Here is a 26,432-nt window from a genome sequence, read left to right on the forward strand (position 1 = left end):
TCCCGCGTTCGAAGCCGGGCGCTCAGGCGAGTCGCGTGAGGCCGATAAACACGAGGAGCGCGCCGATGCCTCGGTAGAGCCAGACGGGCGGGGCGGACTCCTCGGACCCGTCGGAAGACGAGCGGCGGAGGAACTCGAACCCGAACGCGTGGATTCGCGCCGGGAAGACGAGGTACGCGACGCCGAGCGCCACGACCCCGACGGAGCCGACCTGCCACAGGAGGTTCATGTGCTAAATCCGAACTGTTCCGGCATATGCCCGTCGGTCGGGTCGGCGCGTCGGCGGCCGGAGTTCGCCCGAGACGGGCGCGTTGCGGGAGTGTGAGCACGTTTCTGGCTCCGGCGAACACTCGCCTTTTTACCCGGACGATTATGTCGAATTCGGGCGATAGACACCGTCTACGATGATTTTCACTTCGTGGGAAGCATGCGGGGTTTGACCCTCCCCCAATACGAAGGCCTTTAAGAGGGGACACCCCGCCTCCCGCTCCCCGGTTCGCCCCGTCGTCAGCGACCCCGCACCCCAACCATGCTCGACCCAGTCATCGCCAGCCGGCTGCAGTTCGCGCTCACGACCATCGTCCACATCATCTTCCCCGTGATGAGCATGGGCCTCGCGCCCTTCCTCATCTACTTCACGTGGAAGGACATCCGCACCGACGACCCGGTGTACGAACAGCTCAGGCGGTTCTGGACGAAGATTTTCGCCGTCTCGTTCGTCGTCGGCACCGTGACCGGCATCGTCCTCGAATTCGAGTTCGGGACGAACTTCGCGGCGTTCTCGACGGCGGCCGGCGAACTGTTCGGCGGCCCGCTGGCCACCGAGGGGATGATGGCGTTCATGCTCGAAGCGACGTTCCTCGGGGTGTTCGTCTTCGGCCGCGAGAAGGTCTCCGACGCGCTCTACATGGTTTCGGCCGTCGCCGTCGGCCTCGGCACGTGGCTCTCGGCGGTGTGGATTCTCGTCGCCAACTCGTGGATGCAGACGCCGCGAGGGTACGAACTCGCGCGCGAGAGCGGCCAGCTCGTCGTCTCGCTCGTCGACCCCATCGCGGCGTACGCCAACCCGCGGTTTCCGTGGATGTTCGTCCACATGCAGAACGCCGCGGTGCTGTCGGTCGCGCTGTTCATGGCCGGCGTCGCGGCGTACCACGTCTGGCAGCGCGGCATCAGCGCCGAGGACGACCGCGAGGACGCGCGCTTCTGGCGGAAGACGCTCAAAATCGCGCTCGTCGTCCTGCTCGTGACCGCGCCGTTTCAGGCGATTCACGGCGACGCCTACGGCCGGCACGTCTACGAGACCCAGCCGCAGAAGTTCGCCGCCATGGAGGCCGTCTGGGAGACCGACAGCTACGTCCCCGAGTACATCTTCGCCATCCCGACGAGCCTCGAACACATCACCGACCCGCGCGCCAAGGAACTGCTCGGAATCGGGATTCCCGGCGGGGCGTCGTGGCTGGCGAGCGGGGGTGACCCCCAAGCCGAAATCACCGGCCTGAACGAGTTCGACACGGAGGCTCCGCCGGTCGCCATCGTCTTCTGGTCGTTCCGGCTCATGGTCGCCGCGGGGTTCTGGTTCATCCTGTTGGCCTTCTGGGCGGCCTATCGCTGGTGGACCGACGACCTGTACGACGACGACCTGTTGCACAAGGCGTTCGTCGGGTCGTCGCTCCTCGGCATCTTCGCCGTCGAGGTCGGCTGGATAGTCACCGAGGTGGGACGACAGCCGTGGGTCATCCAAGGCGTCCTCAGGACGAGCGAGGGCGTCTCGCCGGGTCTCACCGGCTTCGAGGCGACGCTCACGCTCGTCGGCTTCGCCGTCGTGTACACCGGCCTGCTCGCGCTCTACACCTACGTGATTCGCCGCATCATCCGCGAGGGACCGCCGAGCATCGACGACACGGAGGCGGGTGCGGAGGCCGCCTCGCCCGCGGGGGTGACCGGCGATGACTGACTACGGCGCGTTCGCCACGGACCCGCTTTTCGGCCTGCCGCTGCAGGAGCTGTGGTTTGGGCTCGTCTTCTTCATCCTCGGGATGTTCCTGTTCCTCGACGGCTTCGACTTCGGCGTCGGGGCCATCTTCGCGACCCGCGACGACGACGAGGAACGCGAGACGCTTCTGGCCGCCATCGGGCCTTTCTGGGACGGCAACGAGGTGTGGCTCGTCGTCTTCGGCGGCGCGCTGTTCGCCGCGTTCCCGGCGGTGTACGCGAACCTCTTCAGCCGCCACTACCTGCTCATGTTCGCCATCCTCGGGGCGCTCATCCTCCGCGGACTCGCCCCCGAGATGTACGAACAGCGCCACGACGAGGCGTGGCAGACGTGGTGGGGGCGGGCGTTCGTCGTCGGCAGCGTGAGCACGCCCTTTTTGCTCGGCGTGTTCGCCGCCCACTGGCTCCTCGGCGTCGAGTCGCTCCTGTCGCTACCCGGTGTCGTCGTCGGCCTCGCCGTCGTCGCGCTCACCGTCGTCGCCGGGGTCGGCTTCCTCGCCATGAAGACCCGCGGGAGCCTCCAGCGCGACGTGGCCGACTACGGCCCGCGTGCGATAGCGGCCTATCTCGCGCTCGTCGTCGTCACGCTCGCCTACCTCGTCGCCGTCCGCCCCGACCTCGGCGTTCTCGCGCCGGTGCCGCTGGCGCTCGTCGCCGTCAGCCTCGCCGCCGCCGCGGGCTATCTGCTCGCGCTCCGCGACGGGCGCTACACGCTCGCGTTCGGGGCCGTGCCGGTCCTCGTGTTCGCGTTCGTCGCGCTCGTGGCGACGCTCATGTTCCCCCTGGCCGACCCCGCGACCGGGCTGACCGTCGCGGACGCCATCATCTCCGTGCTCCCGCTGAACATCATGAGCGTCGCGTCGGCGCTCCTCCTGCCGCTCGTGTTCACCTACTTCGGCATCCTCTACTCGACGTTCAGCGGGCCCATCGAAACCGGTGAATCGTACTCCTGACCGACTGCAATTCACCTCCCACTACCAACCAATCCACCCATGGCTACGCTCCCCAACACCAAACCCACCGCCGAATCGCTCACCAAACCGCTGACCCTCCTCGGCCTCGGACTGGTCGTCGTCAGCGTCGCCGTCGCGGGGATCGCGCTCCGAGACGGCGACGTGGTCACCGCGCTCGGGATGGGGCTGTTGTTCGCCTCGGGCGTCCTCACGACCGGCATCAGCCTCTCCGGGAAGTCGGTGTAACCCGACGGACTGCGGCGGGGAGGTCCCGCCGTTGACCCGGTCGTTCCACCCTATTTTATCACGTCGTGGCGAAATCCACCGCGTATGAAGCGCGTCATCGAAACCGACGAAGCGCCGGCCGCGGTCGGTGCGTACAGTCAGGCGACGACCAACGGCTCGCTGCTCTACACGGCGGGACAGATTCCGCTGACGCCGGACGGCGAACTCCTCGACGACGAGGACATCGCGACGCAGACGACGCAGTCGCTCGACAACGTGATGGCTATCCTCGCGGAGGCCGGCGCGGACGCGACCGACGTGCTGAAGACGACCGTGTTCCTCGCCGACATCGACGACTTCGACGAGATGAACGAGACGTACGCGACCTACTTCGACGAGGAACCGCCGGCCCGCTCGGCGGTCGAGGTCGGCAATCTGCCGAAGGGCGTCGGCGTCGAAATCGAGGCCGTCGCCGTCGTCGACGAGGAGTAACGTGGCCCGCCGCGTCCGGTCCGCGCTCGCGTGGGGCGCAGCGAGCCTCCTCCTCGTGGGCGTCCTCGCGCAGGGCGCGGTCCTCCTCGGACTCGGTATCGACGCGTCGTTCGGGGCGGTCGCCGCGGTGGCGGTCGCGTCCGGCGTCGCCGTCGCGTCCGTGACATACGTCATCGAACCACGACTCGAACGGAAAGGAAGGGCTTAAATTATCCAGGCGGGAACGTTGCGTTGTAAGCCAGGATGGCCGAGCGGTAAGGCGCACGCCTGGAAAGCGTGTTCCCTCTGGGATCGGGGGTTCAAATCCCTCTCCTGGCGCTTCTCTGGAAACTACTACTCCGAGCGATGCGTCTCGGCGCATCGCGGATAGCAGTTTTCGTGAAGCGTTTCTGAGAGGGGTTTGAACCAGGGAGCGAAGCGAACAGAGTGAGCAGAGTGACTGAGGTTCAAATCCCGCTCCTGGCGCTTCTCTGAAAATCCACATCTTCGACCCTGACCCCCCGCTGAAAACACCAACTCGAACTCCCACCCCTCGCACCCGAGGCACATAGTCTCTCTCTCAATCGCCGGACGGCGGGAACCAGCGGCGGAGTCTATCGCCTCGCCAGCCAAGAACAATGTACGTCGAAACTGGCAGGGCACCCCCAGTTCGACGCGACCCAAGGCACCACCACCAGAAGCGACCGTATCAACTGTTCGGACAAAACATTCATCCCCATGGGATACGATACCACGATTGACAATGCCTGACACCAAGACCGGCCGCGAGAAGAAGGGCCTCAACAAGCGGACCCAACTCACCGAGCGGCTGTACGAACGAGAGTTATCGGTGTTAGATGAAGACGACGACGAGCCCCCGCTCGACGCCGCGAACGACGACACCGGCGGCGAGTTCCTCGCGGACGAACTCCCCGAGGACGACTGACGGCGCGGCCGACGCGGCCTCCGACCACGCGAATTTTTATCGGGCGCAACAGAACGTGTGAGCGTGCAACACCGCGCGAACTACGCGACCGTGTTTATCGGGTCGCACCTCCACCCCGAAGGAGAGACGCTGGACCTCGACTGGGCGGACGACGCCGGAAACGAGACGGCGACGTTCGAGTTCGACGTGCCGACCGACGACCCCAGAGAGCCGTATCTCGGCATCCAAGCGTTCGACGTGGGCGAGTACGGCCACGAGATTCGAATCAACGGCGACTCGCTTTCGGGGTTCGACATCCCGCCGGGTGACGGCTGGCAGTACTGGGTCGATACCGTCACGGGCGCGAGTCTCGCCGAAGGCACGAACACCATCCGAGTCGTTCGCGACGACGAGGGCGACGACGCGTTCGCCGTCGGAACGGTGACCGTCCACTGGAAAGAGCCGGTCGAGGAGTAGCGTATAAAGCGGTGCGACCGGGACACGATTGTGGTGTGAAATGACGTACCACAGTAATCCCCCGAACACCGCTGAAAGCGCCTCAGTCGCGCGGTTACCGGGATATCACGGCGAACGCTCGTCGTTCAGTCGTCGATTCGTCGGCGAAGCTTTTTTATAGAATCACAAACAATCAAGGCCTGTCATGAGCCAGCGAATGCAGCAGGGTCAGCCGATGATCATCATGGGCGAGGATGCACAGCGCGTCAAGGACCGCGACGCGCAGGCGTACAACATCCGCGCCGCACGAGCAGTCGCCGAGGCGGTACGTTCCACACTCGGCCCGAAAGGGATGGACAAGATGCTCGTCGATTCGATGGGCGACGTCACCATCACGAACGACGGCGTCACCATCCTCAAGGAGATGGACATCGACAACCCGACGGCCGAGATGATCGTCGAAGTCGCCGAGACGCAGGAGGACGAAGCCGGCGACGGAACGACGACGGCGGTCGCCATCGCGGGTGAACTCCTGAAGAACGCCGAGGACCTCCTCGAACAGGACATCCACCCGACGGCCATCATCCGCGGCTTCAACCTCGCCTCCGAGAAGGCGCGCGAGGAAATCGACGACATCGCAGAGCGCGTCGACCCCGACGACGAGGAACTCCTGAAGAAGGTCGCCGAAACCTCCATGACGGGCAAGAGCTCCGAACTCAACAAGGAGCTTCTCGCGGACCTCATCGTCCGCGCCGTCCGTCAGGTCACCGTCGAAGCCAACGACGGCTCCCACGTCGTCGACCTCGAGAACATCTCCATCGAGACGCAGACCGGTCGCTCCGCGTCCGAGTCCGAACTCCTCACCGGTGCCGTCATCGACAAGGACCCCGTCCACGACGACATGCCGGTCCAGTTCGACGAGGCCGACGTGCTGCTGCTCAACGAGCCCGTCGAGGTCGAGGAGACCGACATCGACACGAACGTCTCCATCGAGAGCCCCGACCAGCTCCAGAAGTTCCTCGACCAGGAAGAGGCCCAGCTGAAGGCGAAGGTCGACCAGATCGTCGACTCCGGCGCTGACGTGGTCTTCTGTCAGAAGGGCATCGACGACCTCGCCCAGCACTACCTCGCAAAGCAGGGCATCCTCGCGGTCCGCCGGACGAAGAAGTCCGACATCCGCTTCCTCAAGAACATCACCGGTGCGGCGGTCGTCTCCGACCTCGACTCCATCGAGGCCGCCGACCTCGGTCGCGCCTCCGTCCGCCGCGACGAGGCCGACGAACTGTTCTACGTCGAGGGCATCGGCGACGACGTCCACGGCGTCACGCTCCTGCTCCGCGGCTCCACCGACCACGTGGTCGACGAACTCGAACGCGGCGTCCAGGACGCCCTCGACGTCGTCGCGTCCACGGTCGCCGACGGTCGCGTGCTCGCCGGCGGCGGCGCTATCGAGGTCGAACTCGCCTCGCGCCTCCGCAACTACGCAGACTCCGTCTCCGGGCGCGAGCAGCTCGCCGTCGAGGCGTTCGCCGACGCGCTCGAACTCGTCCCGCGCGTGCTCGCCGAGAACGCCGGTCTCGACTCCATCGACACGCTCGTCGACCTCCGCGCGGCTCACGAAGAAGGTCAGGTCCGCGCCGGTCTGAACGTCTTCACCGGCGAGGTCGAAGACGCCTTCGAGGCTGGCGTCGTCGAGACGGCCCACGCGAAGGAGCAGGCCGTCGCCTCCGCCTCCGAAGCCGCCAACCTCGTCCTCAAGATAGACGACATCATCGCGGCCGGTGACCTCTCCACCGGCGGCGACGACGACGACGAGGGCGGCGCACCCGGCGGCATGGGTGGCATGGGCGGCATGGGCGGTATGGGCGGCGCGATGTGAAGATCGGCTAACGACTTCACACCCCATCCCCCGACGCCTGCACCGCGCGACGAATCTCTCACTTTTTAACGAAGACGGCTGTCGACCTCCGATGAGCCGCGGCTGGACCATCCGAACGACGGCACGCGGCGGAGACCAACCGACGAGCGTCGTTGCACCGCTCCCTGACAGACGGGCGAGCGCCGACCCCGTTGCGCCACCGACTGCTTAGAAGTTGGATAATTATCTCACTTTCCCAGATACACTTGCAGTTGTGTTCAGAAATGGAACGAACTAAGTAGCAGGTACGGCAACGTGTCTCCATGCGCAAGACGCTGCTGTTGAACAAGGACGACGTTCACGAGAACGTCCAGATGCCGGAGCTCATCTCGGCCATCGAGGACGCCTTCGCCGCCTACGAGTCCGGCGACGCCCAGATGCCGCCGAAGTCCTACATCGACCTGCCGCAGTACAACGGCGACTTCCGGTCGATGCCCGCCTACCTCGACGCGGGCGACTGGGACGCCGCGGGCATCAAGTGGGTCAACGTCCACCCCGACAACGGCGACAAGTACGACCTGCCCACCGTCATGGGCACGATGATCTACTCCGACCCCGAGAACGCCTTCCCGCTGGCGCTCCTCGACGGGACGGAACTCACGATGCTCCGCACCGGCGCGGCCGCGGCCGTCGCCACCGACTACCTCGCCGTGGAGGACGCCACCTCGATGGGTATCGTCGGCGCGGGCGTCCAGTCGTACACGCAACTCCGCGCCATCAGCGAGGTCCGCGACATCGAGGAAGTCGTCGTCTCCGACCTCGACGAGGAGCGCGTCGCCGACTTCATCGACGCCTTCGAAGACGAGTTCGACATCCGCGCCGGCTCCATCGAGGAGGCCGCGAGCTGTGACGTGCTGTCGACCGTGACGCCCGTCGAGTCGCCCATCGTCCCGCGCGACGCGGTCGGCGACCACACCCACATCAACGCGATGGGTGCCGACGCCGAGGGCAAACACGAACTCGCCGACGACGTGCTCTTAGACGCCAAGCTCGTCATCGACGACCACGCTCAGACCACCCACTCCGGCGAAATCAACGTCCCGTACCACGAGGGCGTCCTCACCGACGACGACATCTACGGCGCAATCGGCGACATCGTCCTCGGCAACCTCGACGGCCGCACCGACGCCGACGGCATCAGCGTCTTCGACTCCACGGGACTGGCGATTCAGGACGTCGCGGCGGCCCACGTCGCCTACGAACACGCGTTCGAAAACGACAACGGCTACGCGTTCGACCTCCTCGGTCTCGCCGAGTAAGGTCGCCCGACGCGACGCCGCTGGCATTCATCGTTCTCTTTTGGGTCCGATGCCCCGAGCTACGGGCTCGGGCCGCGCTGCGCGTTGAGGTAGCCGAACACCTTCGAGAGGACGTAGACGATGGCGATGAAGGGCAAGAACGGGACCAGCAGGACGACGAGGATGAGAAGCATCGTCCACCCGATGGAGTCCATCTCGCTGTCGGGGCGCATTCGGGACCCCGGCGTGACGGTGTGATAGGCCTTCTGTGCGAGGCTCAGCGAGTCGTCTTCGCTCATGTGATAGTGTTAGTTCGACGAGACGATAAGTCGAACGACGGACTGGGGGGCCGACCTCACCAATGCCGGTACTTCGCCCGCTCTTCGGTCGCGCCGCAGTCGGGGCACTCGTACGTCCGTCTGTCTTCGAGGTCGGTCCGTTTCTCGTCGTCGACGCGGTACATCTCGACTTCGCACGCCTTGCACAGCATACACCTATTATCGCATGTGATACCGTAAATCTAGGGTGAGCTCTGATAAATAGGACTCTTGGCGGGTCTATGGGCCTCGTATCGGTGCGTATCAGCGGTGAAAATTGGGATTCGATTGGCGCGCGGCGCGGTGCGCCCGGCTATTCGAGGTGGACCGCGGGGCGGAACGGAATCGCCTTCGAGGCGCGGTCGGCGGGGTCGACGATGTCGGGGTCGTCCTCGGCGAACACCTCGACCTCGGCGTCGAACTCGCGGGCGAGGAAGTCGGCGGCGCGTTCGTAGGTGCCGGCCTCGTCCAGTTCGAGTTGCGCGCGGAGCGTCGATTCGTCGCGCCCGCGGGTCTGGTCGACGAGGTCCTGCACGAGGTCGTTCACGTCGTTACCCTTCTCGCGCAGGTCGGGGTCCTGCATGACCTGTCCCATGATTGCACCGACGTTGTCGCCGTTTTCGACGACCGTCTCGAACACGTCGCGCTTCCAGTCGGCGGCGACGTAGACCCGGATGGTGTCGGGGTCGGAGTCGGTCACGTCGATGATGTCGCGCACGTCCTCGGTCAGGCGCTCGACCTGTCGCTCTTCGAGTTCGACCGACTCGTCTTCGAACTCGGTGTCCGGTTCGGGCCACGGCGCGTCCTCGGCGGGCGTGCCGGTCAACTGCTCGTGCAGTTCGTTCGTCATGAACGGGATAAAGGGCGCGAGCAGGCGCAGGCGCGTCTCGAGGACCGTCCGGAGCGTCCACTTCGCGGCCGGGCGGTCGAGGTCGGTCCGGCGGCGGTACCACCGAAGCGACTCCTCGAAGTTGTAGAACGCCGCCTGACTGGCCGAGCGCGTCTCGGACTCGTCCATCGCGGTCGTCACGTCGCGGACGGTGTCCTGCAGTTTCGACAGGAGCCAGCGGTCGACCGTCTCCAGTTCGGGCCGCTCGTCCGGACCGGGGTCGGCGATAATCTCCTGTGCGCGGTTCCAGAAGCGTTCGAGTTGGTCGTGGACCGAACCGACGAGGTCGTCGCGCCAGTCGTAGTCCTGCCACGGTTCCGCGGAGTTGAGCAGGAAGAAGCGGACGGTGTCCGCGCCGTACTCGCCGATGGCCTCGCCGGGGAGGACGACGTGACCCTTCGACGACGACATCTTCTGACCTTCGAGCAGGCCCATGCCCATGATGACGATGCCCTGCGGCCACTGCGGCTCGTCGAACAGTTCGCCGTGGTGGAACTGGTAGAACGTCAGGTGGTTCGTGATGAGGTCGTTACCGGAGAACCGGTAGTCGACGGGGTACCAGTAGTCCCACTCCTCGCGGAGGTCGAGCGCCTTCTCCGGTGCGTCCTCCACGGCCTCGGGACCGTAGAACAGCGCGTCGAAGAAGTCCTGCGTGAGTTCCTCGGTCGGAATCTCCTGCAGGCGGTGGGCGATGGTGTAGTACGCCATGTAGATAGTCGAGTCCGAGAGGGGCTCGATGACGAACTGGTCGTCCCACGGCAGGCGGGTGCCGAGGCCGTAGTTGCGGATACACGGCCACCCGTTGAGCCAGTCGATGGTGTGGTGGTACTCGTCGCGGGTGTTCTCGGGGATGGCGTCCAGCCCGTCGGCCACGTCGTGGGCGAGCTGTTTCCAGTCCTCGTCGTCGTACGAGAGGAACCACGTGTCCTGTTCGGCGACGACGACGTCGCCGCCACAGCGGCAGACGACCTCCTCGGAGAACTCCTGCATCACGTCGAACTGGCCGGCCTCGACGCCGTCGGCCTTGTAGTCGTCGCGGACCTCCTCGACGAGGCCGCCGGCGTAGTCGCCGTAGAACTCCTTGAGCCGACCCGCGTGGAACTCCTTGTTGTAGAGGTCCTTCGTCGCCTTTTCGAGCGCGGGGTCGTCCGAGGACTCGATGCCGCGGTTCTCGACGGCCGACTTCGCGGGAATCTCGCCGTACGTGTCGTCATCGGAGTCGATGTCGAGAATCGGAATCGGCTCGATGTCGGCCACGTCGGCGGGGTCGATGCCGAACGATTCGAGGTAGTCGGTGTCGGCCTTTGCCTCCTGCAGTGCCACGTAGTCGTCGGGGCTGTGGGCCGGGACCGACATGACGACGCCCGTCGCGTTGTCGGCGTCGACGAAGTCGGCCGGCAGGACGAGCACGTCGTCGCCGGTGACGGGGTTTTCGACCGTCTGGCCGACGAGTTCGGCACCCTCGACGGTTTCGAGAACCTTCACGTCGCGGGCCTGATATTCGAGTTTGTCGGCCGCGTACTCGGAGACGAACCACGTCTCGCCGTCGACTTCGGCGACCACGTAGGTCGCCTCGGGGTCGATGTAGGCGTTGGTCACGCCGTGGACCGTCTCGGGGCGCAGGGTCGCCATCGGGACGACCACGCCGCCGCCGTCTCGCTCCCAGCCGAAGCGGACCAGCGTGTACTCCTGGAACTCCGCGTTCTCGCCTTCGAGCAGGTCGTGGGTCGTGACCGGCTGTTCCTCGTTCGTACAGAACTTGACGGGGTGGAGGCCCTTCTCCAGTCGCCCGCGCTCGCGGAGCGTCCGGTACTGCCACTCGACGAACTTCGAGTAGCGCTCGTTGTTCGTGGTGAACTCGCGCCGCCAGTCAACAGACAGGCCGAGCGACTGCATCCCCTTCTTGTAGTGTTCCTCGATGAAGTACCGCGCCCAGCCCATGGGCGATTCGAGGTCCGAAAGCGTGTCCTCGGGGACGTTGTAGGTGTCGGTCAGCACCGAGAGCTGTTTCTCCTCGCGGTTTTTCAGGCGCTCCACCGCGCCGATGATGGGCGTGCCGGTGACGTGCCACGCGATGGGAAACAGGACGTTGTCGCCCTGCTGTCGTCGGTAGCGAGCGTACACGTCGGGAACGGTGTACGTCCGCGCGTGCCCGATGTGCATCCCGCCGCTGGGGTACGGATAAGGCACCGTCACGAACGTCGCGTCGTCGGCGTCTGCGTCCGGGTCGGCCTCGTATCGGCCGGTCTCGGACCAGCGCTCCCGCCAACGCGCTTCGAGTTCCTGCGGGTCGTAGTCCATATCCGTGGTAGTGGCACCCCGGCCTAAAATAACTCCTATACTCGACTTGCGCGGCTGTCTGATTGCGGCAGATATTGCCTCACGATGGCACGGGACAGACGAGAGAATCGAGATGCAAAACGAAGACGGAGAAACGAAAACGGGGAACACCCATCACGAGGGGACCAATCTCGGGCGGCGAGTCAGAGACGCGTGCGAGCGACGACGACCGCTCAGTCGATGTCGATGCGGCGGGAGTCGTCGGGTTCGACGTCGCGCTTGGGGAGAGTGACCGTCAGCACGCCGTTGTGGTAGCTGGCGGACGCGCCGTCCTCGTCGACCGTTTCGGGAAGGCGAATCGTGCGGCGGGCGGACTCGTGGCGGCGCTCGCGGCGGAGATACTCGCCGTCGGCGCGTTCCTCGTCGAGTTCGCGCGTCGCCTCGACGGTCAGCGTGCGGTTGGCGACCGAAAGGGAGATGTCCTCCTTCTCGTAGCCCGGGAGGTCGACCGTGACGACGATTTCGCCGTCGTGGTCGGTGACGTCGATAGCCATCTCGTGGCGGACCTGCGCCATCATGCCCGAGCGGTCGAACTGGCGTCCCATCTCGTCGAACTGGCGGGACATTCGCTCGAACAGTTCCTCGAAGTCGTCGAAGGGGTTGGTACGTCGCATCATGTGTGTTTTCACCGAGGCATATGGACGCCGTCTGAGGAGATAATCGTTGCTGGAACGCAGATAGCAGTTCGCACGCTACAGCGTCCGAAACACCTGCATTCAAAAGATGAACCGCGTCACTCGATGTCGATTTGCGTCGAGTCGTCGCCCGCGGGTTCGGCCTTCGGGAGCGTCACGGTCAAGACGCCGTTTCGGTACGACGCGGCCACCTCGTCGCGCACGACCTCGGCGGGGAGCGTAATCGTCCGGGAGACGGACCGCTGGCTCCGCTCGCGGCGGACGTACTGGTCGTCGTCGACCTCGGACGACTCCTCGTGGTCGGCCGCGATGGTGAGTCGCCGCCCGCTGACGCTCACGTCGAGGTCGTCCTTCTCGAAACCGGGGAGGTCGGCGACGACCTCGATTGCCTCGTCGGCATCGACGACATCGAGGGAGATGTCTTGGAACCGACCGATTCCGGACTCCTCGAACGACCGGCCCATCCGGTCGAACAGGTCTTCTATCTCGTCAAACGGGTTTCGCTGCATACGGGCCTAGATACGTCGTCGACGACAAAGAAAGATGTGCCCAGACCCACATTTCGAGAGCGCCCGGGTGGGTGTGACGGGGCGCGGGTGGGCGTCTCGGCGTCGGAATCGCGTCAGTACAGCACGTGCCGCGTGTCGTACGAGCCGAGGACGCGAACCCAGCCGTTGCGGGCGATTCCCTCGACTTCTTCGAGCGCATCCTGCATCCGCTCCTCGTAGAGGCCGGCGTCGGCGTCGATGTGGAACAGGTAGTCGCCGAGGCGATTGCCGCTCGGGCGCGACTCGATGCGCGAGAGGTTGATGTCGCGTTCGGCGAACGCTTCGAGCAGTTCCAAGAGGAGACCGGGGTAGTTCGCGTTCGGGTAGACGACGAGCGAACTCTTGCCGCCGGCGTCCGAGCGGGCGGACTCGGGCCCGATGACGAGGAACCGCGTCGCGTTCGACGACTGGTCTTGGATGTCCTCGGCGATGATTTCGAGGTCGTCGGCGGGCGCGTCAGACTCCGTCTGACTGCCTTCCGCGTGTGACGCGGAAGCGTTGTCCGGGTGACCGATACCCGCGACCGTCGGGTCGGCGCGGGCGCGCTCGACGCCGCGGGCCGTGCTAGCGACGGCTTCGAGCGTCACGTCGGGGTAGTTCTCGTCGAGGTACGACCGGCACTGCGCGAGCGCCTGCGAGTGGCTGGCGACGACGTCGAAGTTCGCGCTCTGGGCCAAGAGCGCGTGGCGGATGGGCGTGACAATCTCCTGAACGACGCTCACCTCCGAGTTCGCCACGGCGTCGAGGCTCTCGGTGACGCTCCCTTCGATGCTGTTCTCGATGGGGACGACGCCGCGCTCGAACGACCCGTCGGCGACCGCTTGGACGATAGAGGTGACCGATTCTCGGAAGGCGACGTCGTCGGCGACCGCGCGGGCGGCGCGATGGGAGTACGTGCCCGCCGGACCGAGCGTGACTGCCTGCATGCCCTCCCCTTCACGAAGCGGCGACAAAAGACCGTCGGGGCTGGCAGATTCGGCCTATCGCTCCGCGCAGAACTCGACGAAGTTGCGGAGGATGGTCAGCCCGGTCTCGCCGGACTTCTCGGGGTGGAACTGCGTGCCGAAGACGGTGCCTTCCTCGTTGGCGACGACCGCGGGGAACTCCACGCCGTAGTCGGTCGAGGCGACGACCGCGTCCTCGTCGTCGGGGTCGGCGTAGTAGGAGTGGACGAAGTAGGCGTACTCGCCGTCGACGCCCTCGACGAGCGGGTGGTCGCGTTGGACGTTGAGTTCGTTCCAGCCCATGTGCGGGACCTTCTGTCCCTCGTCGAAGCGGACGTTGCGGCCGGGGATGAAGTCGAGTCCTTCGACCTCGCCCTCGCCCGCGTGGTCGGCCTCCTCGGAGGAGGTAAGCAGCATCTGCATCCCGAGACAGATACCGAAGATGGGCGTTCCGTCGGCGGCGGCCTCGGCGAGCGGTTCGCGGAACGGGCCGGCGTTCTCCATGCCCTCGGAGAACGCGCCGACGCCGGGGAGGACGATGCCGTCGGCGTCGTCGAAGTCGGCCGGGTCGTCGGAGACGACGACGTTCGCCCCGGCGCGTTCGAGCCCGCGCATGGCGCTCCGGAGGTTTCCGAGCCCGTAGTCGACCATCACCACGTCGGCGAGGGTCTCCTCGGGCGGCTGTGTCGTGCTCATACCGAATGTCCGCAGAGGGGAGCAAAGTGGTTTTCCCTCGGGGAGAGTTCTCCGCCGGCCGGTCGCCACATTTCTATTCAGTACATATATAGAGAAAAAATAGCAAATCTTAACAACAAGTGTCGGAATTACAAGACGAGTTCAATGGCGAGCAGACGAGAATTTATCAGAACGGCAGGAATCACTGGAGTCGCTGGACTGACAGCGCTTAGTGGATGTACGGGTGGCGACGATGGCTCGGAAGCGACGACCACGACGGAGTCGGGAGAGTCCTCGGAGACCGAGGAGACGACGGCGACAACGACGGAGTCGTCACCGGAGTCCATCATGTTCGCGCTGACGCCCGCAGAGTCAGACGTGGACGTGGAAGCGCAGTATCAGCCGCTTTTCAACTACATCGAGTCGGAAGTCGGCGTCACGGTCGAATCCACCGTGGCGGCCGACTACGCGGCGGTGCTGCAGGCACTCGACAGCGGACAGGCGGACATCGCCGACGCCGCACCCGCAATCGCCATCCAGGGCGGTAACGAGGGTATCACCGAGGTTATCGGCATCCGCATCGCGTACGGGGCCTCGCGGTACTTCTCTCTCATCACGACGACGCCCGACAGCGGCATCGAAGAGTTGGCCGACCTCGAAGGCGAGACGGTCGCGTTCGCCGACCGCCTCTCGACGAGCGGATCGCTGTTCCCGCTGTCCATGCTGAGCAGGGCCGGCCTCGACACGGGCGGCGCTCCCGACGGCGACCCCGTGGACTTCGAGGCGCAGTTCTCCGACCACGCGACGGCCCGCGAGACGCTCGTCAACCGCGACGACGTCGTCGCCGCCGGCACGGGCGCGTTCTCGACGGCTCCACACGTCCCGGAAGACCAGTTCCCCGAGCAATTCCTCGAGATGTCCGCCGAAAACGACGGCGACCTCGGAACGGAGTCTCCCGAGCTGCAGCTGCTGTCGTGTTCCGACCCCATCCCGCGTGCGCCGATTCTCGGCCGCACCGATATGGACCAAGGACTGTACGACGAAATCGAGGAGGCGCTGCTTAACGTGACCGAGGAGGACCTCATCAACGAGGACCTCGAAGACGACCAACAGCTCTGGTTCACCGGAGTCGACCAGGGGTCCGTCGATGACTACGCGCCCGTTCAGGAAGTCCTCGACGAGCTCGGCGTCACGCTCGGTCAGTAAGAGCGAGCCCCCGCGGTTTTGTTTCCCTACCGTGCGGTCGAGACCCGACGAACGGTTCGACCGCACGCGAACTACGCGACGCGACAGACACGATAATGAGTACGATCGAAGTAACGAACCTCAGCAAGTCCTACGGAGACGTCACGGCCCTCGACGACGTCTCGTTCACCATCCCAGACGGCGAGTTCGTCGTTGTCCTCGGGCAGTCGGGGGCGGGGAAGTCGACCCTCCTTCGCTGTCTCAACGGCATCACTCGCCCGACGAGCGGGTCGATAACCATCGACGACGCGAACGTGGTGGGGCCTCGAAACGACGTGGCAATGATATTTCAGCAACACTACATACTCGGACAGATGAGCGCGTACAGCAACGCGCTCACCGGCGCGCTCGGCCGGACCTCGTTTCTCGGCAGTCTGCTCGGCCTGTACGACGGCGACGACAAGAAGGAGGCGCTCCGCGCGCTCGAAACCGTCGGGTTACTCGACGAGGCCAACCAGCGCGCCGGGAAGATGAGCGGCGGCCAGCAACAGCGCGTCGGCATCGCCCGCGCGCTGGTCCAGAACCCGAACCTCCTGCTCGCCGACGAACCCGTGGCGAGTCTGGACCCCGCGAGCGCGGAGACGGTGATGCGGTACATCCGCGACGCGGCCGACGAGCGCGACCTGACGACCATCGCGAGCCTCCACCAAGTCAACATCGCCCGCGAGTTCGGCGAGCGGTTCCTCGGGATGAAAGACGGACAGGTCGTCTTCGACGGCTACCGCGAGGACTTCGACGTCGATGTCATCGACCGCATCTACGGCGACATCGAGACGGAGGCCATCCGCGAAGAACGGGCCGACGGCCCGCCCGAGAACAACGCGACCGCCACGAGCGGAGCGAGGTCACATGAGTACTGATACCGACCGAATCGAAGAGGCGCTACGGAACATCCAGATCGCAAAGCGAGTCAGACTGCTGTTTTCGGTCATCGTTCTCGTCCTCTTCGCGTGGTTCTTCACGAACGCGCTGAGCGAGGTGGGCTTTTCCATCGGCGAAATCCTCGAGTACTGGCCGGAGTTCACCGACGCGCTGGGCGACTTCTTCCCGCCGGGGACGCTGTTCGGCGTCATCCCCTTCGTCGACCTAAGCCAGTACTGGGCGTTCATCCAAGAGCGGAACCTCCTGCTCCAGTTCCAAGACGGAAACCCCGTCCTCGGCGCGGTGTTCGTCACGTTCGCAATGGGCTTCGCCGGGACCATCCTCGGCATCCCCGGCGCGCTCATCCTCGGGGTCCTCGGCTCCGAGCGCGTGACGCCGTACCCGTTCAACTTCATCTTCCGCGGGACGATGAGCGTCATCCGCGCCATCCCGGCGTTGGTGTGGGCGCTCATCTACATCCCCCTCGGCGGCGTCTCGCCGTTCACGGCGACGCTCGCCATCGGGACCGACACGATGGGCAACCTCGGCCGCCTGTTCACGGACGCCCTCGAAGAAGTCGAGGACGGACCGATAGAGGCCATCGAGTCGACCGGCGCGAACAGCCCCCAGAAGGTCGTCTTCGGGATGCTCTCACAGGTCTTTACGCCCTTCATCGCGTGGACGATGTACATCCTCGAAATCAACGTCCGCATCGGCGTCACGATGGGACTCATCGGCGGCGGCGGGCTCGGTCAGGTGCTCCAGACCCAGCGCGGACTGTTCAGGTACACGAACATGATGGCGACGATTCTCGTCATCTTCATGCTCGTCGTCTCCGTCGAGTTCGTGAGCCAACGGGTTCGGTCGTACATCCGCGGCAACGAGGAGGGAACGAGCCTCCTCAAACTCATCGTCGAGTTCCCCCAGCGGATGGCCCGCTCCATCTGGGAGTAACCCGGCGACCCGGTTCGACGGTCGCTCCCGCGGTACGGTTTTTATCGGTTCGCAACGTCTCACAGCGTAGCCCATGCCGTCGTCGCGTTCCTCGTCGCCGCCGTCCGCCGTCTCGGAGTCACCTCGCGTCTCCTCGCCCGTCGCCCTCGCCGCGCTCGTGGTCGCGAACCTCGTCCCGCTCGTCGGCGTCGTCTGGTTCGACTGGAGCCTGAAGGCGCTCCTCGTCGCCTACTGGCTCGAAAGCGGCGTCGTCGGCCTCCTGAACGTCCCCAAGATTCTCGCCGCCAGCGGCCGCGGCGACGGCGGGTCGAGCATCAACGCCACCATCAACGGCCGACAGGTGGACCTCTCGCCGCCCGACGACCCCCGCGACGGCTTTCACCTCTACCCCTCGAACGTCCCCATCGCGGGCTTTTTCGCCATGCACTACGGGATTTTCTGGGTCGTCCACGGCGTGTTCGTCTGGTCGTTCGATTCCTTCGCGGTCGGGGCCGGCGCGGTCGGCGGCGTCCCGCTCGGCGCGGTCCTCCTCGCGGCGGGCGCGACGGTCCTCAGCCACGGCGGGTCGTTCGCCGTCAACTTCGTCGGCCGCGAGGAGTACCGGAGCGTCTCGCCCGGCGCGCAGATGTCCGAACCGTACCGGCGGGTCATCGTCCTCCACCTGACTATCATCCTCGGCGCGTTCCTCGTCGCCGCCTCGGGCGCGCCCGCCGCGGCGCTCGTCGTCATGGTCGTCGTCAAAACCGCGCTCGACGCGGGCGCGCACCTCAGGGAGCATGCCCGAGCCAAAAAGCGGGCGAACCGTCCCGAAGAACCGGTCGGCGAGCGAATCGAAGTCGGCGACGCGTCGGCCTGAGGTCGGTCACCTCTCGCCGCGTCAGAAGTCGCCGAGGCTGGCCTGTCCGTCCGAGGAGTCGGCGAGTCCCGAGAGGTCGGCGGCGCGCGCGATAGTCTCGAAGAAGCCCTCGCGCTGGCTCCGGTCGTAGAGCGTCGCCGCGGGGTGAACCGAGAGAAGGACGCGGTAGGAGGCGTCGCCGACGCGGGCGTCCACGACCGATCCGGACTCGTTCGTGATGGCGACGCCGCGGTCGAGCAGGTGCTGCGAGGGCACTTTCCCGAGGGTGACGATTAGCTCGGGGTCGACGAGTTCGAGTTCGCGGGCGAGGTAGCCCCGGCAGTTCGACAGTTCGTCGCTCGTCGGGTCGCGGTTGTCCGGCGGTCGGCACCGCACGCAGTTGGTGATGCGAACGTCGGCGCGGGCGAGGCCGGCCTCGCGGAGCGCGTCGTCCAGCACGGAGCCGGAGCGACCCACGAACGGCTCGCCGCCCTCGTCTTCCTTCGCGCCCGGCGCTTCGCCGAGGAAGAGCAGGTCGGCGTCGTCGGGACCGACCCCGTTGACGATGCGACTCCGCGAGTCGACGAGTTCGGGGCATCGCTCACAGCCCGTCACGCAGAGGCCCTCCATGTGTTCCATACTCGGTTCGAGGGCGGGGACGGCTTAATCCCCGGCGAAGCGTCGCGCCGCTCGGGCGGCCATCCGGGCCACGCGAATCGGCTCGGGGCGGCCGCCGCTCGGGGTAAAGCCGCGGACGACCCGCGCGGCCTCGTCGTCGTCGCAGCCGGCAGCCCGGACGAACACCGTCTCGCCGTTCACCTCGACGGGGCGTCGAGGCGGGGCCGTGCGGTAGACGGCGAGCCGCCGGTCGAGCGCCGCGCCCGAGAAATGCGCCGCGAGCGCGGATTCGAGCCCCTCGCTTTCCTCGAAGGAGACCGACAACACCGGGCGGTCAAGGTCCGCCGCGAGGCGTTCGATATCGACGAGGTTGAACCACGCCGGGGCGATGCCGGAGACGAGCAGGTAGCGCACGTCTTCCCGGTCGAGCGAGGCGTACAGCGAGGCGATGGCGTCGGTCGCGTCGTCGCTGCCGACGGTGCACGTCTCGAAGGCGAGGCCGTCGACGACCCGGTCGGCGCGGACGACCGCGCCGCAGAGGACGCTCTCCGGAGACAGGTCTGTCGAAAAATGTGCGTCGCCAGCGTCGTCTGTGGGTGCGCGCGCCGCCCCGGGGTAGGATTCCGCGACCCCGAGGGCGCGAGACCCCGACTTCACTCGTCTTTAATCTCCTGGAGCCGGTCGAGGAGTTCGTCGTTGGACGCGCCGATTTCGAAATCGACTTCGCCCTCGTGTTTCTCCTCACTCGTCGTGACGCCGTCTTCCTCGTCGAAGTCGACGTTCTGGTCTCCTTGTTCGGACTCGTCGTAGCTCCCAAATCCCATACAGTCACACGTACACGACCGAGCCCCAAAAAGGATTTGTCGCGTGAGTCCGATGTCTGGGGGCGATTCACGTGGCGGGACGACGCCTCACCCGCCCGACTTTTTCCGGTCGAGCGCGTACGCGGCAGTATGGAAGTCATCCCAGTCACCGCCGACGCCGAGACCTTCACCTGCAACGCCTATCTCGTCCTCGGCGACCGGACCGCCCTCGTCGACGCCGGGACCATGCCGGGCGTCGAGGCGGTCGTCGCCGAACACACAGACGACCTCGACGCGGTGGTCGTCACCCACCAGCACTCCGACCACGTGGGCGAACTCGACGCGGTGGTCGAGCGGTTCGACCCCGACGTGTACGCCTACGCCGACCACCCGCTTCGAACCCACGAACTCGAAGACGGCGACCACGTGGAGATGGGCGACGAGTCGTTCGAGGTCGTCTACACGCCCGGCCACGCCGACGACCACGTCTCGCTCGTGAGCGGGCGGTCGCTGTTCTCCGGCGACGTGTTCGTCTACAACGACGGCGCGTTCGACGACGGCAGTTTCGGCCGCACCGACATGCCGGGGCAGTCCCGCGAGCGTCTCATCAGTAGCCTGCACACGCTCCTCGACCGCCTACCCTCGACGGTCGAGGCGCTGTACGCCGGCCACGGCGACCCCTTCGAGAACGAGACCGGCGGCGACACCGTCCGCGACGCGCTCGAACGCGCCATCGAACGCGCGGAGCGGCGCGAGCCGAAGTACCCGGAGGAGTGAGATGGCGGCCGAGGGAACGGAAAGCGGCCTGACGCGACTCCACTACATCGGTGTCGGCCTCGCGGCCGTGACCGGCGTGATTCACCTCGCGCTCGGGGCGGGCGCGTTGGCCGCGAACCTCGCCGACCCGCTCGGCATCGCGTTCATCGGGGCCGCCGCGGGCTTCGCGGCCGGCATCGTGGGCATCCTGCGCGGCGACGAGCGCCTCCGCTCGCGGGTGGTGTTGCTCGGCATCCCCTTCACCGCCGGGCAGGTGGTCCTCTACGTCGCGCTCAACTGGCCGAACATCTTCGGTATCGGCGGCATCGTGGACAAACTCGTCCAGCTCGCGCTCATCGCGGTCCTGTTCGAGCTGTATCGGCGAGACGCCTAAAGAGAGAAGCGTGCGGGCTTACGCGGCGCGGCGTTCCTTCGACTTGGGTCGAAGGTGCTTGTAGCCGCACTTGCGGCACTGCTTGGCCTTCTGGGGGTTGCGCGCGTTGCACCGCATGCAAATCTGCTTCTCGAGCGTCCGCTTCGTCGCAGCGTCACTAGCCATGCATACGAGTCCCGCCGCCGGTCGTATAACGCTTGCGAGACACACCGCCGGTGCTCGCGGCGCTCTCGGCGGTCGTCCGGATGGGTCGGAAAACGCGGCGGTCCGCGGCGCGCCTACGCGCCGGCCTGGCTCAGCGCCGATTCGATGTCGTCGCGCTGGGTGACGCCCACGAAGCGGTCGACGATGCCGTCGTCGTTCTCGACGATGAGCGTCGGGAGCGAGCGAACCTGATACTGGTTGGCAACGTCCTGTTCCTCGTCGACGTCGACCTTGACGAACTCGACGTCCTCGTAGTCGCCCTCGAGGTCGTCGAGAATCGGGTCCTGCGTCTTACAAGGGCCGCACCAGTCCGCGTAGAAGTCCAAGAGTCGAACAGTCATCGTATCCCGCCGCAACTTGCCTGCCCCCGCGCATAAGGATTACTCATGGGCCCGCGGCTCTCCGGTTGTGTGCCCGGGCGATTCGGGCGATTCCGGACCGTAAAGCGCCGAGAAAGCCGCAAATCGGCTCGGAGGACGAACTGATTGTCTCCGGTACGTCGGGACGCGGGCCGACCACCCGCCACTCAGTCTCGCTCGCCCACCCCAGTTCCGACCGCCCACCGCCCGGCCCCGACCGCGAGCCGAAACGTTTACGCGGCGGACGCACGGACGGTGGGACATGAGCAAGGGCCAGAACAGCGGCGGTCTGATGTCGAGCGCGGGCCTCGTCCGCTACTTCGACGCGGAGGACCGCAACGCGATTCGAGTCGACCCCAAGACCATCGTCGCCACGGGAGCGCTGTTCGGCATCGGTATTCTGGTGCTGAACGCGCTCGCGTTCTGAACGACGCCGACCACCGACCGCCGAACGGACGCTTTTTGTTCGCGGCTTCCCGAGACCCCTCCATGACTACGCTACGCGCCGGCGTCGTCGCCGTGCAGGGCGACGTGTCCGAACACGCCGACGCCGTCGAGCGGGCCGCCGCGGCCCACGGCGTCGACGCCGAAATCGTCGAGATTCGAAGCGACGGCCTCGTCCCCGACTGCGACGTGTTACTCATGCCGGGCGGCGAGTCCACGACCATCTCCCGGCTTCTCGAACGCGAGGGCATCGACGACGAGATTCGCGCCCACGTCGAGGCCGGCAAACCCGTCCTCGCCACCTGCGCCGGCCTCATCGTGGCCTCCCGCGACGCCAAGGACGACCGCGTGACGACGCTCGACCTCCTCGACGTGACGGTCGACCGCAACGCCTTCGGCCGACAGGTCGACAGTTTCGAGGCCCCGCTGGACGTGAGCGGCCTCGATTCGCCGTTCCCCGCGGTGTTCATCCGCGCGCCCCTCATCGACGAGGTCGGTGAGGGCGTCGAGGTGCTCGCCGAGTGGGACGGCAACCCGGTCGCCGTCCGCGACGGCCCCGTCGTCGGCACCTCGTTCCACCCCGAACTGACCCCCGACAGCCGCATCCACGACCTCGCGTTCTTCGACGAACTCGCGGTCGAAGCCGACGCCTGAGCGGTCGGCCGGCCGGAGCGTCGGTCGCCCGTCCGACCGAGGCTGGCCGACCGCCCGCCGGAACCAGAGGGTCTTTTTCCGCGCCCGCCCGTCGTGCGACCATGGACGCCGACACCCCGACCGAGGAGGTCTTAGACGAACTCTTTGCGACCATCGAGTCGCGCAAGGCGGAACTCCCGGAAGACTCCTACACGACGACGCTTTTCACCCACGAGAAAGGCGAGAACTACGTCCTCGAAAAGCTCGGCGAGGAGACGACAGAGACCATCCTCGCGGCCAAGGACGACGACGGCGAGGAACTGCTCTACGAGAGCGCCGACCTCGTCTACCACCTGCTCGTCCTGTTGTCGATGAAGGACGCCTCGCTCGACGACCTGCGCGAAGAGCTGAAAACCCGCTTCTGAGACGGTTTCCCGCGACCGCGACCGCGACCGCGACTGCGATGCCGTCGCCGATAGCCGCTCGCCGCCCGCAGTTCCCGGACGAGACGGCCCGATTGCAAAGCACCAAGAGCGTGCACCCACGATAGCGCACCCTCTCGATGCACGCCCTCCGAACTCGCGTCAGCCAGTCCGTTCCCGCGCATCTCACGCCCCACTACGCCGCGCCCGCCTCCCGAGGGTCGGCCGCGTGAGTCGGCTGTTCGGCGGCGACGAGCCGTCAGTCGAGTTCGTCGCCGGGAGCCTCATCGCGGGCGTCTTCTTCGGCGGCGTCGGCGCGGGCGTCGCCTTCCCGACGCTCCCGACGCTCGGCCCCATCATCGGCATCACGCCGTTCGTGGTCGGTCTCATCCTCTCGGCGAACCGGTTCACCCGACTGGTCGTGAACACGCCCGCCGGGCAGATACTCGACCGGATGGGGACGCGCCGGCCGATGATAGCCGGGTTCGTCGTGCAGGGGCTGTCGCCGTTCGGCTACGTCCTCGGACTGAACCCCGGTCCGATTCCGCTCGACAGCGCGACTATCTTCCTCCTGTCGCGGGCCTGCTGGGGCGTCGGCTCGGCGTTCGTCTTCGTCGGCGCGTTCAGCACCATCACGCACGTCACCTCGGCCGAAAACCGCGGGAAGTGGGTCGGCTACATGCGCGGCGGGCAGAGCCTCGGCTTCCCCGCGGGTCTCGTGGTCGGCGGCCTCGTCACCGACGCGTTCGGCTACGCCACCGCGTTCGCCGTCGCGGGGTGCGCGGGCCTGTTCGCCGCCCTCGTCGCTATCTCCGTTCTCCCGGACGTGCAGACCGACGTGACGGCGGCGAGTTCGCTCCGCGACGTGCCGCGACTGGTGCGCTCGGACATCCGCATCTTCACCGTCGGCACCGTCAACTTCGCCGTCCGATTCCTGTTTGCGGGCGTCCTCCTCTCGACGGCCGTGCTGTACGCGACGGCGAACGACATCTCGCTCGGCGGCCTCTCCGGAGCCGGCGTCAGCGGCGTCGTGATGGCCGTCGGCGTCGTCGCGTCGAGCGTCACGACGCTCGTCGTCGGCCGGTACTCCGACCGTCTGTCGAACCGCGCGGCGCTGACCCTCCCCGCGCTGGGCGTCCTCGCGTCCGGGTTCGCGCTGTTGGCGCTCGTGCCGACGCTCCCTTCGACGCTCGCGGGCGTGGCGCTCATCGGCATCGGCGTCGGCGGGTCGAACCCGCCGCTGTTGGCCTATCTCGGCGACCTCAGCCCGGCCGACGACGTGGGCAAACTCGGCGGCGTCTACAACGTCTTCGGCGACTCGGGGTCGACGCTCGGCCCGCTCGTGGCCGTCCCGCTGGCCGAGGTGGTCGGCTTCCGCGTCGAGTACCTCGCCTGCGTCGCGCTCGTCGTCGTCGTCGGACTGCTCGTGGCGCGGACGCTCTACGGGGAGGCCGCGACGGTGCCGCGGTCGGAACTGTCGTGAAAAATGGCTTCGGGTGCGGGTCGAACGGCGCTACTTGAACTCGATGCCGAGGTCGTGTAGGCCGTCGTTGTTCTGTGCGACGTTGATGAGAAGCGGCGTCACCGCCTCGATTTCGGGGGCGTTGGCGAGGCCGCCGCCGTCGAGGGCGCGGAGGCCGTCGATGCCCTCGGCGAGCAGGCGCACCGTCTCCTTGGCGTCCTCGTCGTCGGCGACGAGGAGCGTGTCGATGCCGAGGTCGGCGTCGAGGTCGGCCAGTCGGCCGGCCGCGAGGTTGTGGAACGCGCCGACGACCGGCACGTCGTCGGGGGCCGCGTCGGCGACGAGCGCCGTCACGCTCCCCGCCTTCGGCGGGTGGTAGTGGAAGCCGTCGTCGTCGCGCTTGATGCCCGCCGCGGGCGTGACGAGCACGTCGCCTTCGGACAGGGAGTCGGCGACGGCCTCGATGGTGTCGGAGACGTGGTACGGCGGCACGGCGAGGACGACCACGGAGGCGCGGTCGGCGGCCATCTCGTTCGTGAAGCCGTTTACCTTCACGTCGCGGCCGCGGCTGGAGAGTTCGGTCTCGTACTCGTCGGCCTTCGCGCGGGCCTTGTCGGGGTCGCGCGACCCGATGATGACCTCGTGGTCGGTGTGGTAGGCCCAGCGGAGGGCGAGGCCCTCGCCGATGTCGCCGGTCCCACCGAGGAGTGCGATTCGCATACACACACCTCCGGACCGAGCCGACCTAAAGGGTTGTGCGACCGGTCGGTTCTGCCTGTGTTCGGGCGCGGGAGAGCTACGGACGTTCGTCGTCGGACTCGAAGAGCGCCTGCACCCGCTCGAAGCCGTCGCGGTAGACGAGCCACCACGCGACCACCGGGGCCAAAAGCAGGAGCGGCCCGACGAGGAACAACTGCGTGAACGGGTCCGGCGGCAGGAGGTACGTCCCGACGACGACCACGAGCGCGTCGAGCGCGAGCAGCGTGACGACGAAGGCGCGGAGGTGTCCCATCAGCGGCCCTCCGGCGGCGAAACGGGAGTCTGAGTCGGGGTCAGAACCATCAGTCGAGGAGGTCCGGAACCTCGTTCACGTCCTCGACGACGGCGGCCGCGCCGATTTCGGAGAACTTCTGTCGGCCGTCGTCGCCGGTCAGGCCGCCCGAGAGGACGCCGACGCCGTAGTAGACGCGGTCGGGGTCCGCGGCGTCGGCGTTCAGCGCCGTCTTCACGTCGTCGAGGGTGTCGCCGACGAAGACGACCGAATCGGCTCCGAGGCGCTCCGCGACGGTCACGAGCGCGGCCGGGTGGGGCTTGCCCTCCTCCCAGTCGTCCATCGTGAACCGGTGGTCGTCAGCCACGTCGAGATTGACGCGGTCGAGCGCGATATCGGCCTCGGCGCTGGGGCGGCCGGTGACGACGCCGAGTTCGCGGTCGCCGAAGGCGTCGAGCGTCTCCGGGCGGAGGAGCACGGGTTCGTCGTGGATGTAGCCGGCGGCCTCGAACGGCGGGTCGCCGCCTTCGAGGTCGCAGTAAAGGTCGCTTCCGAGGTAGAGCGCCTGAAACGTCTCCCGGATCGCCTCGGGGTCCCACTCGTCGAAGACGACGCTCGGGTCGGAGAGCAGGGCTTCGACGGTCGCCTCGGCGGCGTCGAGGCCGCCGCCGCGAGACTCGATTTCGTCGGTGAACTCGGCGACCGACAGGTCGATTTCGCGGGCGGCGAGGACGTACAGCGCCGCCGCGTACGTCAGTTCCCAGTCGTTGTTGAAGCCGCCGGCGTCCTTGAACAGTTGGACCTCGTCGCGGGAGATAGTCGTGCCGTAGTGTCGGTCCACGGATTCGACGATGGCGCGCCGGTAGGAGTCGGCGACGTCGACGAGCACTCCGTCGATATCGAGGACGACAGCGTCCGCGTGCAT

Annotated in this window: 35 protein-coding genes and 1 tRNA gene; 20 read left to right on the forward strand and 16 right to left on the reverse strand. The window is 66.6% G+C overall.

Features of this window, described 5'->3' with window-relative positions; all coding sequences use genetic code 11:
- Nucleotides 1-22 precede the first annotated feature (22 nt).
- Nucleotides 23-229: a hypothetical protein gene (locus tag AUR65_RS19110; RefSeq protein WP_058568679.1), complete on the reverse strand. Its 207-nt coding sequence runs from the start codon at nt 227-229 to the stop codon at nt 23-25.
- A 300-nt stretch (nt 230-529) separates the two neighbouring features.
- Between AUR65_RS19110 and AUR65_RS19115 the strand changes: the two genes are divergently transcribed.
- The 10 genes from AUR65_RS19115 to AUR65_RS19160 all read left to right on the forward strand — a co-directional run bounded on the left by AUR65_RS19115 (nt 530) and on the right by AUR65_RS19160 (nt 8,199).
- Nucleotides 530-1,954 carry a cytochrome ubiquinol oxidase subunit I gene (locus AUR65_RS19115; protein ID WP_058568680.1) on the forward strand — a complete coding sequence of 475 codons (1,425 nt, stop codon included), beginning with the start codon at nt 530-532 and terminating at the stop codon, nt 1,952-1,954.
- The gene (locus AUR65_RS19120; RefSeq protein ID WP_058568681.1) at nt 1,947-2,945 is read left to right on the forward strand and encodes a cytochrome d ubiquinol oxidase subunit II; all 999 of its coding nucleotides are present in this window, start codon (nt 1,947-1,949) and stop codon (nt 2,943-2,945) included. The genes AUR65_RS19115 and AUR65_RS19120 overlap by 8 nt, the downstream gene beginning before the upstream one ends.
- A gap of 39 nt (nt 2,946-2,984) precedes the next feature.
- Complete coding sequence (locus tag AUR65_RS19125) at nt 2,985-3,191, forward strand: hypothetical protein (RefSeq protein ID WP_058568682.1); 207 nt, start codon at nt 2,985-2,987, stop codon at nt 3,189-3,191.
- An 84-nt stretch (nt 3,192-3,275) separates the two neighbouring features.
- Nucleotides 3,276-3,662 (forward strand): Rid family detoxifying hydrolase, encoded by a 387-nt coding sequence (locus AUR65_RS19130; RefSeq protein WP_004044463.1) that lies wholly within the window; start codon nt 3,276-3,278, stop codon nt 3,660-3,662.
- A 1-nt stretch (nt 3,663) separates the two neighbouring features.
- Nucleotides 3,664-3,870 (forward strand): hypothetical protein, encoded by a 207-nt coding sequence (locus AUR65_RS19135; protein ID WP_008577134.1) that lies wholly within the window; start codon nt 3,664-3,666, stop codon nt 3,868-3,870.
- Between the two features lie 29 nt (nt 3,871-3,899).
- Nucleotides 3,900-3,980 (forward strand) — tRNA-Ser (locus AUR65_RS19140).
- 424 nt (nt 3,981-4,404) lie between these two features.
- Complete coding sequence (locus AUR65_RS19145) at nt 4,405-4,587, forward strand: hypothetical protein (RefSeq protein ID WP_058568683.1); 183 nt, start codon at nt 4,405-4,407, stop codon at nt 4,585-4,587.
- Nucleotides 4,588-4,650: 63 nt separating this feature from the next.
- Nucleotides 4,651-5,043 carry a DUF7383 domain-containing protein gene (locus AUR65_RS19150; RefSeq protein ID WP_058568684.1) on the forward strand — a complete coding sequence of 131 codons (393 nt, stop codon included), beginning with the start codon at nt 4,651-4,653 and terminating at the stop codon, nt 5,041-5,043.
- 214 nt (nt 5,044-5,257) lie between these two features.
- Complete coding sequence (thsB, locus tag AUR65_RS19155; protein WP_058568745.1) at nt 5,258-6,901, forward strand: thermosome subunit beta; 1,644 nt, start codon at nt 5,258-5,260, stop codon at nt 6,899-6,901.
- A gap of 302 nt (nt 6,902-7,203) precedes the next feature.
- A complete protein-coding gene (locus AUR65_RS19160; protein WP_058568685.1) occupies nt 7,204-8,199 on the forward strand; it encodes an ornithine cyclodeaminase family protein in 996 nt (331 codons plus the stop codon).
- Between the two features lie 59 nt (nt 8,200-8,258).
- Here the strand turns inward: AUR65_RS19160 and AUR65_RS19165 are convergent, their stop codons facing one another.
- The 7 genes from AUR65_RS19165 to hisH all read right to left on the reverse strand — a co-directional run bounded on the left by AUR65_RS19165 (nt 8,259) and on the right by hisH (nt 14,547).
- Complete coding sequence (locus AUR65_RS19165) at nt 8,259-8,477, reverse strand: DUF7535 family protein (protein WP_058568686.1); 219 nt, start codon at nt 8,475-8,477, stop codon at nt 8,259-8,261.
- 56 nt (nt 8,478-8,533) lie between these two features.
- Nucleotides 8,534-8,668, reverse strand: coding sequence for a hypothetical protein (locus AUR65_RS20495; RefSeq protein WP_269844104.1), 135 nt, complete (start codon nt 8,666-8,668; stop codon nt 8,534-8,536).
- Nucleotides 8,669-8,808: 140 nt separating this feature from the next.
- Nucleotides 8,809-11,685 (reverse strand): leucine--tRNA ligase, encoded by a 2,877-nt coding sequence (leuS, locus tag AUR65_RS19170; RefSeq protein ID WP_058568687.1) that lies wholly within the window; start codon nt 11,683-11,685, stop codon nt 8,809-8,811.
- A gap of 212 nt (nt 11,686-11,897) precedes the next feature.
- The gene (gene hsp14, locus AUR65_RS19175; protein WP_058568746.1) at nt 11,898-12,341 is read right to left on the reverse strand and encodes an archaeal heat shock protein Hsp14; all 444 of its coding nucleotides are present in this window, start codon (nt 12,339-12,341) and stop codon (nt 11,898-11,900) included.
- 116 nt (nt 12,342-12,457) lie between these two features.
- Complete coding sequence (gene hsp14, locus AUR65_RS19180; protein WP_058568688.1) at nt 12,458-12,868, reverse strand: archaeal heat shock protein Hsp14; 411 nt, start codon at nt 12,866-12,868, stop codon at nt 12,458-12,460.
- Between the two features lie 113 nt (nt 12,869-12,981).
- Nucleotides 12,982-13,833, reverse strand: coding sequence for a prephenate dehydratase (pheA, locus tag AUR65_RS19185; protein WP_058568689.1), 852 nt, complete (start codon nt 13,831-13,833; stop codon nt 12,982-12,984).
- Between the two features lie 54 nt (nt 13,834-13,887).
- Complete coding sequence (hisH, locus tag AUR65_RS19190; RefSeq protein ID WP_058568690.1) at nt 13,888-14,547, reverse strand: imidazole glycerol phosphate synthase subunit HisH; 660 nt, start codon at nt 14,545-14,547, stop codon at nt 13,888-13,890.
- Between the two features lie 327 nt (nt 14,548-14,874).
- Between hisH and AUR65_RS19195 the strand changes: the two genes are divergently transcribed.
- The 4 genes from AUR65_RS19195 (at nt 14,875) to AUR65_RS19210 (ending at nt 18,442) form a co-directional block, all read left to right on the forward strand.
- Entirely contained in the window at nt 14,875-15,732 is an 858-nt protein-coding gene (locus AUR65_RS19195) for a PhnD/SsuA/transferrin family substrate-binding protein (RefSeq protein WP_233194435.1), read from the forward strand.
- A 95-nt stretch (nt 15,733-15,827) separates the two neighbouring features.
- Nucleotides 15,828-16,631: a phosphonate ABC transporter ATP-binding protein gene (phnC, locus tag AUR65_RS19200; RefSeq protein ID WP_058568692.1), complete on the forward strand. Its 804-nt coding sequence runs from the start codon at nt 15,828-15,830 to the stop codon at nt 16,629-16,631.
- A complete protein-coding gene (gene phnE, locus AUR65_RS19205) occupies nt 16,621-17,586 on the forward strand; it encodes a phosphonate ABC transporter, permease protein PhnE (RefSeq protein ID WP_058568693.1) in 966 nt (321 codons plus the stop codon). Before phnC ends, phnE begins: the two co-directional genes overlap by 11 nt.
- Nucleotides 17,587-17,659: 73 nt before the next feature.
- Nucleotides 17,660-18,442, forward strand: a complete 783-nt coding sequence (locus AUR65_RS19210; protein ID WP_058568694.1) for a DUF6498-containing protein — start codon at nt 17,660-17,662, stop codon at nt 18,440-18,442.
- Between the two features lie 21 nt (nt 18,443-18,463).
- Here the strand turns inward: AUR65_RS19210 and AUR65_RS19215 are convergent, their stop codons facing one another.
- The 3 genes from AUR65_RS19215 to AUR65_RS19225 are packed head-to-tail and all read right to left on the reverse strand — an operon-like array spanning nt 18,464 to nt 19,863.
- Nucleotides 18,464-19,060 (reverse strand): uracil-DNA glycosylase, encoded by a 597-nt coding sequence (locus AUR65_RS19215; RefSeq protein ID WP_058568695.1) that lies wholly within the window; start codon nt 19,058-19,060, stop codon nt 18,464-18,466.
- Nucleotides 19,061-19,084: 24 nt separating this feature from the next.
- Nucleotides 19,085-19,696, reverse strand: a complete 612-nt coding sequence (locus tag AUR65_RS19220; RefSeq protein ID WP_058568696.1) for an endonuclease dU — start codon at nt 19,694-19,696, stop codon at nt 19,085-19,087.
- Nucleotides 19,693-19,863, reverse strand: coding sequence for a DUF5786 family protein (locus AUR65_RS19225; protein WP_004044482.1), 171 nt, complete (start codon nt 19,861-19,863; stop codon nt 19,693-19,695). The genes AUR65_RS19220 and AUR65_RS19225 overlap by 4 nt, the downstream gene beginning before the upstream one ends.
- A gap of 129 nt (nt 19,864-19,992) precedes the next feature.
- Between AUR65_RS19225 and AUR65_RS19230 the strand changes: the two genes are divergently transcribed.
- Nucleotides 19,993-20,619: an MBL fold metallo-hydrolase gene (locus AUR65_RS19230; protein ID WP_058568697.1), complete on the forward strand. Its 627-nt coding sequence runs from the start codon at nt 19,993-19,995 to the stop codon at nt 20,617-20,619.
- Nucleotide 20,620: 1 nt separating this feature from the next.
- Nucleotides 20,621-20,992: a hypothetical protein gene (locus tag AUR65_RS19235; RefSeq protein ID WP_058568698.1), complete on the forward strand. Its 372-nt coding sequence runs from the start codon at nt 20,621-20,623 to the stop codon at nt 20,990-20,992.
- A gap of 18 nt (nt 20,993-21,010) precedes the next feature.
- Here AUR65_RS19235 and AUR65_RS19240 read toward each other — a convergent pair whose 3' ends face one another.
- Nucleotides 21,011-21,157, reverse strand: a complete 147-nt coding sequence (locus AUR65_RS19240; protein WP_004044485.1) for a 50S ribosomal protein L40e — start codon at nt 21,155-21,157, stop codon at nt 21,011-21,013.
- Between the two features lie 113 nt (nt 21,158-21,270).
- Complete coding sequence (trxA, locus tag AUR65_RS19245; protein ID WP_394337347.1) at nt 21,271-21,552, reverse strand: thioredoxin; 282 nt, start codon at nt 21,550-21,552, stop codon at nt 21,271-21,273.
- A gap of 265 nt (nt 21,553-21,817) precedes the next feature.
- Here trxA and AUR65_RS19250 point away from each other — a divergent pair, with 265 nt between their 5' ends.
- The 4 genes from AUR65_RS19250 to AUR65_RS19265 all read left to right on the forward strand — a co-directional run bounded on the left by AUR65_RS19250 (nt 21,818) and on the right by AUR65_RS19265 (nt 24,537).
- Nucleotides 21,818-21,982, forward strand: coding sequence for a preprotein translocase subunit Sec61beta (locus AUR65_RS19250; protein WP_058568700.1), 165 nt, complete (start codon nt 21,818-21,820; stop codon nt 21,980-21,982).
- Between the two features lie 62 nt (nt 21,983-22,044).
- A complete protein-coding gene (gene pdxT / locus AUR65_RS19255; protein WP_058568701.1) occupies nt 22,045-22,653 on the forward strand; it encodes a pyridoxal 5'-phosphate synthase glutaminase subunit PdxT in 609 nt (202 codons plus the stop codon).
- Between the two features lie 101 nt (nt 22,654-22,754).
- Nucleotides 22,755-23,057, forward strand: a complete 303-nt coding sequence (gene hisE / locus AUR65_RS19260) for a phosphoribosyl-ATP diphosphatase (protein ID WP_058568702.1) — start codon at nt 22,755-22,757, stop codon at nt 23,055-23,057.
- 226 nt (nt 23,058-23,283) lie between these two features.
- The gene (locus AUR65_RS19265) at nt 23,284-24,537 is read left to right on the forward strand and encodes an MFS transporter (protein ID WP_058568703.1); all 1,254 of its coding nucleotides are present in this window, start codon (nt 23,284-23,286) and stop codon (nt 24,535-24,537) included.
- Nucleotides 24,538-24,567: 30 nt separating this feature from the next.
- Here AUR65_RS19265 and npdG read toward each other — a convergent pair whose 3' ends face one another.
- From npdG to AUR65_RS19280, 3 genes are all read right to left on the reverse strand, one after another.
- Nucleotides 24,568-25,236: an NADPH-dependent F420 reductase gene (gene npdG, locus AUR65_RS19270; RefSeq protein WP_058568704.1), complete on the reverse strand. Its 669-nt coding sequence runs from the start codon at nt 25,234-25,236 to the stop codon at nt 24,568-24,570.
- Between the two features lie 76 nt (nt 25,237-25,312).
- A complete protein-coding gene (locus AUR65_RS19275) occupies nt 25,313-25,528 on the reverse strand; it encodes a DUF7534 family protein (RefSeq protein WP_008577104.1) in 216 nt (71 codons plus the stop codon).
- 49 nt (nt 25,529-25,577) lie between these two features.
- Complete coding sequence (locus tag AUR65_RS19280; protein WP_058568705.1) at nt 25,578-26,432, reverse strand: TIGR01548 family HAD-type hydrolase; 855 nt, start codon at nt 26,430-26,432, stop codon at nt 25,578-25,580.

It is taken from the genome of Haloferax marisrubri (genome assembly GCF_001469875.2).
Taxonomy (GTDB): Archaea; Halobacteriota; Halobacteria; order Halobacteriales; family Haloferacaceae; genus Haloferax; species Haloferax marisrubri.